11 protein-coding genes are annotated in these 15178 nt (G+C 69.1%); 10 read left to right on the top strand and 1 reads right to left on the bottom strand.

Translation table 11 applies throughout. The features are described 5' to 3' along the window. Positions 1-9 precede the first annotated feature (9 nt). Entirely contained in the window at positions 10-1467 is a 1458-nt protein-coding gene (locus L7N97_RS14785) for a porin (RefSeq protein WP_237479108.1), read from the top strand. A gap of 97 nt (positions 1468-1564) precedes the next feature. Continuing rightward, the gene (locus L7N97_RS14780; RefSeq protein WP_237479107.1) at positions 1565-2437 is read left to right on the top strand and encodes a hypothetical protein; all 873 of its coding nucleotides are present in this window, start codon (positions 1565-1567) and stop codon (positions 2435-2437) included. A gap of 179 nt (positions 2438-2616) precedes the next feature. Here the strand turns inward: L7N97_RS14780 and L7N97_RS14775 are convergent, their stop codons facing one another. Then, a complete protein-coding gene (locus L7N97_RS14775) occupies positions 2617-3627 on the bottom strand; it encodes a glucokinase (protein WP_237479106.1) in 1011 nt (336 codons plus the stop codon). Positions 3628-3985: 358 nt separating this feature from the next. Here L7N97_RS14775 and mdh point away from each other — a divergent pair, with 358 nt between their 5' ends. From mdh to L7N97_RS14735, 8 genes are all read left to right on the top strand, one after another. Beyond that, positions 3986-4951 carry a malate dehydrogenase gene (gene mdh / locus L7N97_RS14770; protein WP_237479105.1) on the top strand — a complete coding sequence of 322 codons (966 nt, stop codon included), beginning with the start codon at positions 3986-3988 and terminating at the stop codon, positions 4949-4951. 75 nt (positions 4952-5026) lie between these two features. Beyond that, on the top strand, positions 5027-6235 hold the full coding sequence (gene sucC, locus L7N97_RS14765) for an ADP-forming succinate--CoA ligase subunit beta (RefSeq protein ID WP_237479104.1): 1209 nt from the start codon (positions 5027-5029) through the stop codon (positions 6233-6235). Between the two features lie 26 nt (positions 6236-6261). After that, complete coding sequence (locus tag L7N97_RS14760) at positions 6262-6603, top strand: hypothetical protein (RefSeq protein WP_237479103.1); 342 nt, start codon at positions 6262-6264, stop codon at positions 6601-6603. Positions 6604-6612: 9 nt separating this feature from the next. Beyond that, positions 6613-7500 carry a succinate--CoA ligase subunit alpha gene (gene sucD, locus L7N97_RS14755; RefSeq protein WP_237479102.1) on the top strand — a complete coding sequence of 296 codons (888 nt, stop codon included), beginning with the start codon at positions 6613-6615 and terminating at the stop codon, positions 7498-7500. Positions 7501-7625: 125 nt separating this feature from the next. Next, positions 7626-10616, top strand: a complete 2991-nt coding sequence (locus L7N97_RS14750) for a 2-oxoglutarate dehydrogenase E1 component (protein ID WP_237479101.1) — start codon at positions 7626-7628, stop codon at positions 10614-10616. Positions 10617-10739: 123 nt separating this feature from the next. Continuing rightward, complete coding sequence (odhB, locus tag L7N97_RS14745; RefSeq protein WP_237479100.1) at positions 10740-12362, top strand: 2-oxoglutarate dehydrogenase complex dihydrolipoyllysine-residue succinyltransferase; 1623 nt, start codon at positions 10740-10742, stop codon at positions 12360-12362. 146 nt (positions 12363-12508) lie between these two features. Continuing rightward, complete coding sequence (locus tag L7N97_RS14740; protein ID WP_237479099.1) at positions 12509-14086, top strand: ABC transporter substrate-binding protein; 1578 nt, start codon at positions 12509-12511, stop codon at positions 14084-14086. Positions 14087-14214: 128 nt separating this feature from the next. Beyond that, complete coding sequence (locus tag L7N97_RS14735) at positions 14215-15156, top strand: sugar-binding protein (RefSeq protein ID WP_237479098.1); 942 nt, start codon at positions 14215-14217, stop codon at positions 15154-15156. Positions 15157-15178 lie beyond the last annotated feature (22 nt).

Below are 15178 nucleotides of genomic sequence, written 5' to 3'. Positions count from 1 at the left end.
ACCGCGGCTATGCTCGCGGCGAGCGCTGGCGCTCAGGCGGCCGATCTTCCCGTCCGAAAGGCAGCCCCCGTCGACTATGTCCGCGTCTGCGACTGGACCGGTATCGGCTTCTTCTACATCCCCGGCACCGACACCTGCATCCAGGTCGGCGGTCTGGTCCGCGTCGAGGCGGCATTCATCAATCAGTCGCGGCAGTTCTTCCCCTCGGCCGCCCCGCTCCAGGCGACCGGTGCCGCCGTCAACGTCGGCAACCGCGCTGCCGTGGGTCCCGGCACGATCATCGCGGGCCGCAACGAGGATGAGTCGGGCTTCTTCGTCCGCGGCCGCATCGCTGTCGACACCCGCACGCAGACCGCCTACGGCACGCTCCGCGCCTACGTCCGTTATCAGATCGACCGTCTGCAGGGCCTCTTCTCGGGCGGTGGCGCGGCCGGCGGCGCCAACACTTTCGCCAACCAGGGCAACAACAACGCTTATCTCGACAAGGGCTTCATCACCTTCGCCGGCATCACGGCCGGCCGCGTCCAATCGTTCTTCGACTTCTATGCCGACAATTACAACTACGAAGGCATCGCCAACTCCGACCAGTCGAACAACGTCCTCGCTTATACATATAGTGCCGGCGGCGGCCTCTCGGCGACCTTCTCGCTCGAGGATCACAACGCCCGCAACCTGAACTCGCTCGGTGGTGTGGGCATCGGCAACGCCGACAACTCGGCCGTGAACCCGACGGTGTTCGCCGGCGCGACCTACGGCGGCGAGACGATCCCGGACCTCGTCGGCCAGTTGCGCGTCGATCAAGCCTGGGGCGCCGCTCAACTGTCGGCCGCATATCATCAGGTCAACACCGTTTCGGGTCCGTTCGGCACGAACGGCGGCGTCACTCACAAGGACGCTGACGGCTTCGCGGTCCAGGGCGGCGTTCAGCTGAAGCTGCCGATGCTCGCCGCCGGGGACGACCTCTGGATCGAGGGTGCCTACGAGCAGGGCGCCTATTCCTACATCGACTCTGTGAGCTACGCGAACGCGGGCTTCGCGTCACGCAACCTCGGCGGCTTCCAGCACATCGACCACGACGCGATCGCGATCGCCATCCCCGGCAACACGATCGGAAACTACGGTCTTCAGCTCGGCGAAGGCTTCTCGGTGATGGCCGCCATCAACCACTACTTCACGGCGACCTTCCACGACGTGCTGTTCGGGTCCTACATCCAGACGAACTACGGCCGCGCCCGCAACATCGACTGGACGCAGGGCGGCCTCGGCAACTCGAGCGTCTACCGCGTCGGCAACCAGTTCCTGTACGATCCCGTGAAGAACCTCGAGATCGGCCTGGAATTCGACTACGCCCACCTCGACCAGACGCTGGCCCACAACCCCGGCATGGCTGCGTCGGCCCTGCCGATCGGCATCACCAAGGACCCCGACATGTTCGAAGCCCACCTCCGCATCGAACGGGACTTCTGACAAGCAGATCCACTTGGCATGACGAGGGCTCGACGAGAGATCGTCGGGCTCTTCCGCTTTTGGAACCGTCGAAGCCAGCCATGAGTGGAGTCGACCGATGAGTTGGGTGATCTTCGTCGAGGAACCCGGGGTCCACCAAGTCTCACTTCCCTACAACGTCCTGGCGGCCATCGCCGTCGAGGAACACCTCGTGTGGCAGCTGTCCAAGAAGCTGCGCGAGGCGGAGGTGTCCTTTTTCAGAGCACAACTGGAGCAACAATCCCCCGCCTTCACCGTCGAAGACATGCTCAACGAGAGACAGATTCAGATCGCAGGGTCCCATCCCCTTCTCGAATCGTCATTGCGCATCAGGCTCACGAGGGAATGCCTCGTATCGCAGGCGGGCGCGAACAGCGCGATGCATGGTGTCGCGCTCGCGCAGACACAGATCGCCTATTGCCGCTTCGTTTTGGAGCTGTTGCGGGACTTCCAGTCGAAGGCGCTCGCCGTCTTCACACCGTCCGAGTTCTCGACCTTCACCTATCGCGACCACCTCAGAAAGGACTACTCGTTCATGCTCGAACGTGCGTTCTATCTCCTGAGAGACCAACCCTTCATCTCGACCGGCATTCTCGTCTTCGACCCGAAGAGACACTCCGATGATCTCGTGCCGATCTCGGCGATCAGCGATTATTTCGACAAGACGACCAAAGGGCGATTGCGGTCGCGCCTGATCGTCCCCGAGCCGATGATGGCGAACTCGCGCCTGACATCGATCAACCAGGGAGCCGTCCTCCTCTCTCGCATCCTGAGCTGGAGCTTTCGACTCCCCAATATGAAGCTTCCCCGGCGACGGGACCTGGACGGCTTCGTCAAACAGTGCAACCGCCTGAGGTTTTCCTTCATGTCGGACTCGGGACATAAGGAGTGGAGCTTCAAATTCATCGAGACGGTCAGGGCCCAGCATGAAGCCTCGTCGCCGACGATGTGAGCGCGCCGAGCGAGATCCTCCCGCAGGCCGAGCGTCACGATGGCCCTGACCGGCGCGCCTTCCACCACGGCACCTCAGGCCTGAGCTTCGCCCGTCCGCTCGGGACCTGACTGCTCCGTGCCCGGCCGCGTCCGATCCCTCGCGGAGCGACGCCGCCCATCGCGCGCCCCGCGATGGCGTCACGCCCTTTCGCCCTTCCACCCCCGCGCCGCATAGTCGAGCGCGTAGCGGTCCGGCTCGGTCGCCAGCGCCGCCATGCCGCCGAGCACGGAATCCGCCTGCACGATGAGCCGCGTCGGGATGCGGCGGGCCAGATCCGCCACCGGCGCCTTGCGCTCGAAGGCGGCCCGGAAGGCGTCCTCGTCGAGCAGGTCGACGATGCGGGGCAGGATGCCGCCCGCCAGCGTGACGCCGCCCGTCGCCTTGAGGGTGATCGCGACGTCGCCGGCGAAGCGGGCCACGAGGCGCCAATAGTGCCGCACCGTGTCGGCCTCGGGGCCGTCGGGCGCTTCAAGCGCCGTGCCGGTGATCTCGGCCGCGGTGACGCCGGGCGCCGAGGGGGCACCGGCGGCGGCGAGCCGCGCCCGGTGGAGCCGCACCAGCCCGGCGCCGGCCAGCACGGATTCGCCGGTGACGCGCCCCCCCACCTTCTCGAGGAGCGGCCAGACCGGATAGTCCTCCTCCGCCTCGGGACCGAAGCCCATGTGCCCGCCCTCGCTCGACAGCGGCACGAAGCGCCCCCCGGCTTCGATCAGCGCCGCCACGCCGAGGCCCGTGCCGGGACCGAGGATCACCCGCGTGTCGCCGTCGGACGGGATGTCCGGCCCGATGCTGCGGAGCCATCCGGGCTTGAGCGCCGGCAGCGACAGGGCCTGCGCCTCGAAGTCGTTGAGCAGCAGCCCGTTGCCGAGGCCGAGCCGATGCGCGATCTCGGCACCGTCGAGCACCCAGGGCGCGTTGGTGAGCTTCAGCCGGCGCCCCTCCACGGGGCCGGCCCCGCAGGCGATCACCGAGCCGAGCCGGATGCCGCGGCGCTCCGTCGAGGCCGCGATGGCCTCGCCCAGGCCCGGATAGTCGCCCACGAGCAGGTGGGTCAGCGGCCGCAGCGGCTCGGCCGGCCCGTCCTGCACCGAGATGCGGCAGTTCGTGCCGCCGACGTCGCAGACCGCGACCGGGAAGGGGAACAGCAAGGGGCACCTCGGGGCTGAGCGACGTCCTGCAGCTTGTCACACGCGAGCGGCGGGGCAAACGTCGCGATCATGCGGGAACCGGGCGGGCCTGCGCGGCATGAGCCCTGCAATCCCGCCCGGAGCGATCGGGATGGCAAACCGCGTCGGGGCCGCCGGGTTGCATCGGGGCCGGCCCGCGCGGGGAGCCGCCGCGGCGCCTCCCGTGCGGTGCAACATCGACCACCATTGAGGCACGTCCGACGGCGTTGCACGCTTGCAACGCCGGGCGATTCGGAGGAAACACACGCCCGACCCTGAGTTCACCTCTCATCCGGACGGCGCGGGACCGGGTTGCCAGCGCCCGACAGGAACGCTTCGCATGGCACGCAAGAAGATCGCATTGGTCGGGGCCGGACAGATCGGCGGCACTCTGGCGCTGCTGGCCGGCCTGAAGGAGCTCGGCGACATCGTGCTCTTCGACATCGTCGACGGCGTGCCCCAGGGCAAGGCGCTCGACATCGCCGAAGCGTCCCCGGTCGAAGGCTTCGACGCCCGCATGTCCGGCGCCAGCGACTTCTCGGGCATCGCCGGAGCCGACGTGGTCATCGTCACGGCGGGCGTGCCGCGCAAGCCCGGCATGAGCCGCGACGACCTCATCGGCATCAACCTCAAGGTCATGGAGACGGTGGGCGCCGGCATCCGCGACAACTGCCCCGACGCCTTCGTGATCTGCATCACTAACCCGCTCGACGCCATGGTGTGGGCGCTGCAGAAGGCGTCCGGCCTGCCCCACAACAAGGTGGTCGGCATGGCCGGCGTGCTCGACTCGGCCCGCTTCCGCCACTTCCTCGCGGCGGAGTTCGACGTGTCGGTCGAGGACGTCACGGCCTTCGTGCTGGGCGGCCACGGCGACGACATGGTGCCGCTGGTGCGCTATTCCACCGTGGCCGGCATCCCGCTGCCCGACCTCATCAAGATGGGCTGGACCACCCACGAGAAGCTCGACGCCATCGTGGAGCGCACCCGCAAGGGCGGCGGCGAGATCGTCAACCTGCTCAAGACCGGCTCGGCCTTCTACGCCCCGGCCTCCTCGGCCATCGCCATGGCGGAGTCCTACCTGCGCGACAAGAAGCGCGTGCTGCCCTGCGCCGCCTACCTCGACGGCGAATATGACGTGAAGGGCATGTATGTCGGCGTGCCGGTGGTGATCGGCGAGAAGGGTGTCGAGCGCGTCCTCGAGATCGAGATGAGCAAGGACGAGCGCGACATGTTCGCGAAATCCGTCGCCTCGGTGAAGACCCTCGTCGAGGCCTGCAAGACGGTGAACCCCGCCTTCGCGAACTGACATCCCCCGCCCCCGCCGGGCGAGGCCCGGCGGGGGCGGGGCCAGAACCGAACGACCCTGCCAGGACATCCCCCCATGAACGTGCATGAATACCAGGCCAAGGCGATCCTGAAGGAGTTCGGGGTGCCGGTGTCGCGCGGCGTGCCGATCATGGCGGCCTCCGAGGCCCGCAAGGCCGCGGAGGAGCTCGGCGGCCCCGTCTGGGTCGTGAAGAGCCAGATCCACGCCGGCGGCCGCGGCAAGGGCAAGTTCAAGGAGGCCGCGGCCGGCGACAAGGGCGGCGTGCGGCTCGCCAAATCGATCGACGAGGTCGAGCAGTTCGCGGCCGAGATGCTCGGCAACACGCTGGTGACGCTGCAGACCGGCGCGGCCGGGCGCACGGTCGGCCGACTCTACATCGAGGACGGCGCCGCCATCGAGCGCGAGCTGTACCTGTCGGCCCTCGTGGACCGCGCCACCTCGCGCGTGTCCTTCGTGGTGTCCACCGAGGGCGGCATGGACATCGAGACGGTGGCGCACGACACCCCCGAGCGCATCCACACGATCTCGGTCGACCCCGCCACCGGCGTCATGCCCCACCACGGCCGCGCCGCCGCGGAAGCGCTGAACCTCAAGGGCGACCTCGCCAAGGGCGTCGCCAAGCTCCTGTCCCAGCTCTACGCCGCCTTCGTGGCGAAGGACATGGACCTCCTGGAGATCAACCCGCTCATCGTCACGAAGGACGGGCAGCTCAAGGCGCTCGACGCCAAGATGAGCTTCGACGGCAACGCGATCTACCGCCACCCGGACGTCGCCGCGCTGCGCGACGAGGCCGAGGAGGACGCGAAGGAGATCGAGGCCTCGAAGTACGACCTCAACTACATCACGCTCGACGGCACGATCGGCTGCATGGTGAACGGCGCCGGCCTCGCCATGGCGACGATGGACATCATCAAGCTCTACGGCGAGGCGCCCGCGAACTTCCTCGACGTCGGCGGCGGCGCCACGAAGGAGAAGGTGACGGCCGCCTTCAAGATCATCACCGCCGACCCGAACGTGAAGGGCATCCTGGTCAACATCTTCGGCGGCATCATGCGCTGCGACGTCATCGCGGAGGGCGTGATCGCGGCCGTGAAGGACGTCGGCCTGCAGGTGCCGCTGGTGGTGCGCCTGGAGGGCACCAACGTGCAGCTCGGCAAGGACATCATCTCGAAGTCGGGCCTCAACGTCATCCCGGCCGACGACCTCGACGACGCCGCCCAGAAGATCGTCACCGCGGTGCGCAGCGCCGCCGGCAAGGCCTGAATCACCGCCTTCGAAGGTCCACGGAGATGAACGAGACGCTCAAGGCCGTCATCATCGAAGTGAGTGGGGGCAATGTGCGCAACCACCACATCAATCTCCGAGGGGCCCTCGGCCTCTTCCCGGACGACTGCTTGGGCGGACCGAACGTGTCCCTCGCCGGTCGTCCGATCCGCGTCAGCATGGGACTGGAGGCCGTGGACACGGACATCGACGAGGGCAAAGCCATATTCCGCGAACGCGGAGCCATCCGACGTTTCTTCGAAGAGGAGCAGATGTCGGAAGGCGATCTTGTATTGATCGAACGTGTGGGCGACCGCTCCTACCACGTGCGAAAAGCGTCGAAGCGCGGCTTCCAAACTTATTTATAGAAGGCCCAGATGTCCGTCCTGATCGACAAGAACACCAAGGTCCTCTGCCAGGGCTTCACCGGCAAGAACGGCACCTTCCATTCCGAGCAGGCGCTGGCCTATCACGGCACGCAGGTGGTCGGCGGCACCTCGCCCGGCAAGGGCGGCCAGACCCACCTCGGCCTGCCGGTCTTCGACACGGTCGCCGAGGCCAAGGCCGCCACGGGCGCCGAAGCCTCCGTGATCTACGTGCCGCCGCCGGGCGCCGCCGACGCGATCCTGGAGGCCGTCGCGGCCGAGATCCCGCTCATCGTCTGCATCACCGAGGGCATCCCGGTGGCCGACATGATCAAGGTCAAGCGCGGCCTGTCGGGCTCGAAGTCCCGCCTCGTCGGGCCGAACTGCCCCGGCGTGATGACGGCCGGCGAGTGCAAGATCGGCATCATGCCGGGCTCCATCTTCAAGCCGGGCTCGGTCGGCGTCGTGTCGCGCTCGGGCACGCTCACCTACGAGGCCGTCTACCAGACCACCGTCGAGGGCCTCGGCCAGACCACCGCGGTCGGCATCGGCGGCGACCCCGTCAAGGGCACGGAGTTCATCGACGTGCTGGAGCTGTTCCTGGCCGACCCCAAGACCGAGTCGATCATCATGATCGGCGAGATCGGCGGCTCGGCCGAGGAGGAAGCGGCGCAGTTCCTCGCCGACGAGGCCAAGCGCGGCCGCAAGAAGCCGATGGTGGGCTTCATCGCGGGCCGCACCGCGCCCCCCGGCCGCCGCATGGGCCACGCCGGCGCCATCATCTCGGGCGGCAAGGGCGACGCCGAGAGCAAGATCGCCGCCATGGAGGCCGCGGGCATCCGCGTGTCGCCCTCGCCGGCCCGCCTCGGAAAAACCCTCGTGGACGTTTTGAAGGGCTGATCGCGCCCGGCCGGGCTGAAAGCTTATAAAAGCGTCAGCCCGCGCCTATCTCCGATGCAAACACACCACCGCTGACGCGACCACCTTCGGCCGCCGCCGGCCGGCATCTGAAGGATCCCCATCCCATGTCACAGCGGGACGACGACGCCCTCCTCGGCTCCAGCTTCCTGTCCGGCGTCAACGCCAGCTACCTCGAACAGCTCCAGGCCCGCTACGAGACCGACCCCGGCAGCGTCGACCCCGAGTGGCGCCGCTTCTTCGACGACCTCGACGACGACGGCGCGGTGAAGAGCGCCGAGGGCGCCTCGTGGAAGCGGCCGAACTGGCCCCCGCTGGCCAACGGCGAGATGACGGCCGTGCTGGACGGCAACTGGGGCGCCGCCGAGGGCGTCCTCGCCACCAAGATCAAGGCCCGCGCCGAGGCCAAGGCGCCCGCGGCCCCGAAGGCCGAGCCCGCCGCCCCCGCCCCGCAGGCCGCCGTCATCTCGGACGAGGACCTGCGCCGCGCGACCCGCGACAGCCTGCGCGCGCTGATGATGATCCGCGCCTTCCGCATGCGCGGCCACCTCCACGCCAACCTCGATCCCCTCGGCCTCGAGCCCGAGCGCGAGAAGGAGGAGATCACCCCCGAGGCCTACGGCTTCACCGCGGCCGACTACGACCGGCCGATCTTCATCGACAACGTGCTGGGGCTGGAGACGGCGACGGTGCGCGAGATGCTGGACATCCTGCGCCGCACCTACTGCTCGACCATCGGCTTCGAGTTCATGCACATGTCGGACCCCGACGAGAAGGCGTGGATGCAGCTGCGCATCGAGGGGCCGGACAAGTCCATCTCCTTCACCCGCGAGGGCAAGCGCGCCATCCTGCAGAAGCTCGTCGAGGCCGAGGGCTTCGAGAAGTTCCTGGACGTGCGCTACACCGGCACTAAGCGCTTCGGCCTCGACGGCGGCGAGGCCATGATCCCGGCGCTGGAGCAGATCATCAAGCGCGGCGGCGCGCTCGGCGTGCAGGAGATCGTGCTCGGCATGGCGCACCGCGGGCGCCTCAACGTGCTCAGCCAGGTGATGGGCAAGCCGCACCGCGCCATCTTCAACGAGTTCAAGGGCGGCTCGGCCTCGCCGGCCGAGGTCGAGGGCTCGGGCGACGTCAAGTACCACCTCGGCGCCTCGTCGGACCGGGAGTTCGACGGCAACCAGGTCCACCTGTCGCTGACCGCGAACCCGTCGCACCTCGAGATCGTCGACCCCGTGGTGCTCGGCAAGGTGCGGGCCAAGCAGGACCAGCTCGACGATCAGGTCGAGCGCGAGAAGGTCATGCCGCTGCTGCTGCACGGCGACGCCGCCTTCGCGGGCCAGGGCGTGATCGCCGAGTGTTTCGGCCTGTCGGGCCTCAAGGGCCACAAGACCGGCGGCTCGATCCACTTCATCATCAACAACCAGATCGGCTTCACCACCTACCCGCGCTTCTCGCGCTCCTCGCCCTACCCGTCCGACGTGGCGAAGATGATCGAGGCGCCGATCTTCCACGTGAACGGCGACGACCCCGAGGCCGTGACCTTCGCGGCCAAGGTGGCGGTGGAGTTCCGGCAGCGGTTCCACAAGCCCGTCGTGATCGACATGTTCTGCTACCGCCGCTTCGGCCACAACGAGGGCGACGAGCCGGGCTTCACCCAGCCGCTGATGTACAAGACCATCCGCGCGCACCGCTCGACGCTGGAGCTCTACGCCGAGAAGCTCGTCGCCGAGGGCGCCGTGACGGCCGAGGAGGTCGAGGCGCAGAAGGCCGAGTTCAGGAAGAAGCTCGACGCCGAGTTCGAGGCCGGCACCTCCTACAAGCCCAACAAGGCCGACTGGCTCGACGGCCGCTGGGCGCACCTGAAATCCGCCGGCACGCAGGAGGACGAGCTCCGCGGCCGCACCGGCGTCGACCTCGCCAAGCTGAAGGAGATCGGCGAGCGGCTGACCGCCGTGCCCGAGCGCTTCCAGCCGCACAAGACCATCGCGCGCTTCATGGAGAACCGCCGCAAGGCCATCGAGAGCGGCGAGGGGCTCGACTGGGCGACCGCCGAGGCGCTGGCCTTCGGCACGCTGCTCGACGAGGGCCGGCGCGTGCGCCTGTCCGGCCAGGACTGCGAGCGCGGCACCTTCTCGCAGCGCCATTCGGTGATCATCGACCAGGAGACCGAGGCCCGCTACATCCCGCTGAACAACATCCGCGACGGCCAGGCCAACTACGAGGTCATCAACTCGATGCTCTCGGAGGAGGCGGTGCTGGGCTTCGAATACGGCTACTCGCTCGCCGAGCCCAACGCGCTGACGCTGTGGGAAGCGCAGTTCGGCGACTTCGCCAACGGCGCCCAGGTGGTGTTCGACCAGTTCATCTCGGCGGGCGAGCGCAAGTGGCTGCGCCTGTCCGGCCTCGTCTGCCTCTTGCCGCACGGCTACGAGGGCCAGGGGCCGGAGCATTCCTCCGCGCGCTTGGAGCGCTTCCTGCAGATGTGCGCCGAGGACAACATGCAGGTGGCCAACGTCACCACGCCCGCCAACTACTTCCACATCCTGCGCCGGCAGCTGAAGCGCGACATCCGGAAGCCGCTGATCCTGATGACGCCGAAGTCGCTACTGCGCCACAAGCGCGCGACCTCGACGCTGGACGAGATGGCGGCGGGCTCGACCTTCCACCGCGTGCTGCGCGACGACGCCGAGCGGCTGAGCGGCGGCCCGAAGCTCGCCCCGGACGCCAAGATCCGCCGCGTCGTGCTGTGCACCGGCAAGGTCTACTACGACCTCTTCGAGGAGCGCGAGAAGCGCGGCATCGACGACGTGTATCTGCTGCGCGTCGAGCAGCTCTACCCGTTCCCGCTGAAGACGCTGGTGGGCGAGCTGTCGCGCTTCCGCGACGCCGAGGTCGTGTGGTGCCAGGAGGAGCCCAAGAACATGGGGTCCTGGAACTTCGTCGACCCCTACATCGAGTGGGTCATGGATCAGGCCAAGATGGAGCGCCGCCGCCCGCGCTACGCCGGCCGCCCGGCCGCGGCCGCGACCGCGACGGGCCTGATGTCCAAGCATCTCAGCCAGCTCAAGGCCTTCATGGACGACGCCTTCGCGGGGTGATAGGCCCCGCGCAGACCCATATGCAGCCCCGCGCCCCGAAAGGGGCGCGGCCGTATCTGAATGACGGGCGCGCAGGACCCTTTCCGGGACCTCCGGCGCCGAACGATCGGGACGAATCCCCCCATGGCGACTGAGATCCGCGTTCCCACCCTCGGCGAATCCGTGAGCGAGGCCACGATCGGCCGCTGGTTCAAGAAGGCGGGCGACACCGTCAAGGCCGACGAGCCGGTGTGCGAGCTGGAGACCGACAAGGTCACCCTGGAGGTCAACGCCCCCGCGGCCGGCGTGCTGAGCGAGATCGTCGCGAAGGACGGCGAGACCGTCACCCCCGGCGCCATCCTGGGCCAGATCTCCGCCGGCGCCGCCGGCGCCGCCGGCGCGGCTCCCGCGGCCAAGCCGGCCGCGAAGGCGGAGCCCGCCAAGCCCGCGCCCGCCAAGGCGCCCTCCGCCGTGCAGGGCATCGAGACCGGCGCCGGCTACGGCAACCATTCCGAACCCGCCCCGGCCGCCGCGGCTCCGGCCGGGGCCGGCGGAGGCGGGACGGACATCAAGGTGCCGACGCTGGGCGAGTCGGTCAGCGAGGCCACGGTCGCCAAGTGGTTCAAGAAGCCCGGCGACGCCGTGAAGGCCGACGAGCCGCTGTGCGAGCTCGAGACCGACAAGGTGACGCTGGAGGTCAACGCGCCCACGGCCGGCGTGCTCGCCGTCATCGGGGTCGAGGCCGGCGCCACCGTCACGCCCGGCGCGGTGCTGGGCCAGATCGCCGGGAGCGGCGGCAGCCCTGCTGCCGCCCCCGCCCCTTCGGCCAACGGCGCCGCGGCCCCCGCGCCGAAGTCGCCGACCGCCATGCCGCCGGCCCCCTCCGCGGCCAAGATGGCGGCCGAGCGCGGCATCGACCTCGGCGGCGTCGAGGGCTCGGGCAAGCGCGGCCAGGTGCTCAAGGGCGACGTCATCGCGGCCGCCTCGGCTCGACCGGCCCCCGCGGCGGCGCGCCCGGCCCCTGCGCCCGCCCCTGCCCCGCGCGCGCCCTCGCCGGCCGACGACGCGGCGCGCGAGGAGCGCGTGCGGATGACCAAGCTGCGCCAGACCATCGCGCAGCGCCTCAAGGACGCGCAGAACACCGCCGCCATGCTGACCACCTTCAACGAGGTGGACATGAGCGGCGTCATGGCGCTGCGGGCCAAGTACAAGGACGTGTTCGAGAAGAAGCACGGCACGAAGCTCGGCTTCATGGGCCTGTTCGTGAAGGCCACCGTGGCGGCCCTCAAGGAGTTGCCCGCCGTCAACGCCGAGATCGACGGCACCGACATCGTCTACAAGAACTTCTACCACATCGGCATCGCGGTCGGCACCGACAAGGGCCTCGTCGTGCCGGTGGTGCGGGACGCCGACGCGCTCGGCCTCGCCGACATCGAGAAGACCATCGCGGGCTACGGCAAGAAGGCGCGCGACGGCCAGCTCTCGATCGCCGAGATGCGCGGCGGCACCTTCACGATCACCAACGGCGGCATCTACGGCTCGCTGATGTCGACGCCGATCCTCAACGCCCCGCAGTCCGGCATCCTCGGCATGCACAAGATCCAGGACCGCCCGGTCGTGGTGGGCGGCAAGGTCGAGGTGCGGCCGATGATGTACCTCGCCCTGTCCTACGACCACCGCATCGTCGACGGCCGCGAGGCCGTGACCTTCCTGGTCCGCGTCAAGGACGCCCTGGAAGACCCGAGCCGGCTGATGCTGGACGTGTGACCGCGGGCCGGCTCGACCCGGTCCGCCCGCCCGAAATCCCGAAAGGGCGCCCCGCCGCGCAGGCGCCGGCGCCCTTTTCCGTTTCCGGACCGGCCGGTCCCGGGGCAAGATCGGCGACGGTTCGATCTTTCAGGGGATGACACCTCATGGACGGCGGCGATCCCGGCGCTCTCCGGCCCTCAACGGGCCGCCCGTCGCGGCGCGAGGTCCTGGCGGGCGCCCTCGCGCTCGGCGCCGCGGGATCGGCGCTGCCGGCCTTCGCGGCCGACGCCGGGCCGACGAGCGGCGGCACGCTGCGACTCGGCCTCGCGGGCGGCTCCACCACCGACACCCTCGATCCCCGCACCTGGGACGACTCGGTGATGATCGCGGTCGGCTTCGCGCTCTACAACAACCTCGTCGAGATCGGCGCCGACAACCGCGCCGAGCCGGCCCTCGCGACCGGCTGGGAGCCGAGCGACGGCGCGCGGGTCTGGACGCTGGCGCTGCGCCGGGGCGTGCACTTCCGCTCCGGCCGGGAGTTCACGGCCGACGACGCGGTCTATTCGCTGAACCTCCACCGCGGCGACGCCACGTCCGGCGCGGCCGGCGTGATGAAGCCCGTCACCGACATCCGCAGGGTCGACGCCTCCACGCTCCGGGTCACGCTGGCCTCGGGCAACGCCGACTTCCCGCTCGTCCTCACCGACTACCACCTCAAGATGGTGCCGGACGGCTTCGCCGACTGGCCCCGGCCGGACGGCACCGGCGCCTTCGCGCTCGACGCCTTCGAGCCCGGCGTCCGCGTGGCGCTGAGGAAGGCCGGCCCCTACTGGAAGCCCGACCGCGGCCACCTCGACGCCGTCGAGATCACGGTGATCGACGACGTCGGCGCCCGCATGGCCGCGCTGATCTCGGGCGAGGTCGACGCCATCAACCGGGCCGACACCAGGACCGTGTCGCGCATCGACAAGAGCCCGACGCTGGAGATCGTCCGGTCGGCGGGCGGCTGGTACCCCGTCATGGCCATGATGGTGGACCGGGCGCCCTACGACAGCCCGGACCTCCGCCGGGCCCTGAAATGCGCCGTCGACCGCGAGCAGATGATCAAGGTGCTGTTCTCCGGCTACGGCACGCTCGGCAACGACAACCCGATCCCGCGCAGCGACCCCGCCTTCAACACCGACCTCGAACAGCTGAAGTACGACCCCGACAAGGCGCGCTTCCACTTCAGGCGGGCCGGCGTCGCCAACCCCAACATCGTCCTGCGGACCTCGGCCGGCGTGTTCGGCGGGTCGGCCGACATGGCGACGCTGCTGCAGGCGACGGCGTCGCGCTGCGACATCCCCGTCGCGGTGCGGACGGAGCCGTCGGACGGCTACTTCACCAAGGTGTGGCTGAAGGAGCCCTTCACGGTCAGCTACTGGGCGGGCCGGCCCTCCGCCACCCAGATGCTGGAGGTCGCCTACGGCAGAGCCTCGCCGTGGAACGAGTCCCACTGGACCGATCCCCGCTTCGACCAGCTCCTCACCCTGGCCCAGGCCGAGACCGACGAGACCAGGCGCCGCGGCTACGTGTGGGACATGCAGGCCCTGCTGACCGGGGAGGGCGGCACGCTGATCCCCTGCTTCCGCGACTGGCTCGACGCCCACAACCGCAGGGTCGGCGGGCACACGCCCCATTCGGGCTTCGACATGGACAACGGCCGCATCTGCGAGATGGCCTGGATCAAGGCCGAGCGCTGACGGGGGTGCCCGACCGGGGGAGGCCGGGCCCGCGAAATTTTGTCCGACGAAGCCACTGGCGCTCGCGGAAACCCGTGCTAGTCTGCTCACGCCGATCAAAGAATCGGAACAGATGTCGGGAGGATACTATGCGAGGCGTCGTCATCGCGAGTGCTGCGGCAGCGTTGCTGTGCAGTCAGGCCCAGGCGGCCGACCCCAAGCCGCTGTACTTCGTGGTCAACGGCGCGTCGGACTTCTGGAAGGCGGCGGAGGCCGGCCTGAAGAAGGCGCAGACTGAACTGCCGAACTACAAGCTGCAGATCAAGTACCCCGAGCAGTCGTCGGCCGCGATCCAGAACCGGCTGATGGACGACCTGGTGGCCTCGGGCGCGGCCGGCATCATGGTCAGCGCCGTCGACCCCAAGACGCAGACGGAGGAGCTCGACAAGATCGGCGGCCAGGTGACGCTGTTCACCACGGACAGCGACGCGCCCAAGACCAAGCGCGTCGCCTACGTGGGCTCCAGCAACATCGACGCCGGCAAGCAGGCGGGCTCGCTGATGACCAAGGCCATGCCGAACGGCGGCAAGTGCATGGGCTTCGTCGGCCTGCCGGGGGCCGACAACGCGCGCGAGCGCATCGACGGCATCAAGGACGCCATCAAGGGCTCGAAGGTCGACCTCGTCGACGTGCGGGCCGACGACATCGACCAGGCGCGCGCCAAGCGCAACGTCGAGGACGCGCTGACGGCGCGGCCCGACATCACCTGCATGGTGGGGATCTATTCCTACAACACGCCGCAGATCTACCAGGCCGTGAAGGAGGCCGGGAAGCTCGGGCAGATCACCATCGTCGGCTTCGACGAGGATCCGGTGACGCTGGGCGGCGTGAAGGAGGGCACGATCGTCGGCACCGTGGTGCAGCAGCCCTACGAGTGGGCCTACCGCGGCATGAAGCTGATGGCCAAGTACATCGAGGGCGACAAGTCCGACCTGCCGAAGGACGGGCTGGTGATCGTCCCGACCAAGATCATCGACAAGGCCAACGTCGACGCCTTCGCGGCCGAGCTGAAGCAGCGCCAGGGCAAGTGATGCGGCATCCGGCCGAACAGGC

The sequence above is a fragment of the Lichenibacterium dinghuense genome (assembly GCF_021730615.1).
Taxonomy (GTDB): Bacteria; Pseudomonadota; Alphaproteobacteria; order Rhizobiales; family Beijerinckiaceae; genus Lichenihabitans; species Lichenihabitans dinghuensis.
Note: the sequence above shows the minus strand (reverse complement) of the source record. Positions and strands in the feature narration are given on the sequence as shown.

Excerpts from the sequence above, each read along its gene's own strand:
- L7N97_RS14785 (WP_237479108.1), top strand. The coding sequence starts at position 10 with ATGCTCGCGGCGAGCGCTGGCGCTCAGGCGGCCGATCTTCCCGTCCGA.
- L7N97_RS14780 (WP_237479107.1), top strand. The coding sequence starts at position 1,565 with ATGAGTTGGGTGATCTTCGTCGAGGAACCCGGGGTCCACCAAGTCTCA.
- mdh (WP_237479105.1), top strand. The coding sequence starts at position 3,986 with ATGGCACGCAAGAAGATCGCATTGGTCGGGGCCGGACAGATCGGCGGC.
- sucC (WP_237479104.1), top strand. The coding sequence starts at position 5,027 with ATGAACGTGCATGAATACCAGGCCAAGGCGATCCTGAAGGAGTTCGGG.
- L7N97_RS14760 (WP_237479103.1), top strand. The coding sequence starts at position 6,262 with ATGAACGAGACGCTCAAGGCCGTCATCATCGAAGTGAGTGGGGGCAAT.
- sucD (WP_237479102.1), top strand. The coding sequence starts at position 6,613 with ATGTCCGTCCTGATCGACAAGAACACCAAGGTCCTCTGCCAGGGCTTC.
- L7N97_RS14750 (WP_237479101.1), top strand. The coding sequence starts at position 7,626 with ATGTCACAGCGGGACGACGACGCCCTCCTCGGCTCCAGCTTCCTGTCC.
- odhB (WP_237479100.1), top strand. The coding sequence starts at position 10,740 with ATGGCGACTGAGATCCGCGTTCCCACCCTCGGCGAATCCGTGAGCGAG.
- L7N97_RS14740 (WP_237479099.1), top strand. The coding sequence starts at position 12,509 with ATGGACGGCGGCGATCCCGGCGCTCTCCGGCCCTCAACGGGCCGCCCG.
- L7N97_RS14735 (WP_237479098.1), top strand. The coding sequence starts at position 14,215 with ATGCGAGGCGTCGTCATCGCGAGTGCTGCGGCAGCGTTGCTGTGCAGT.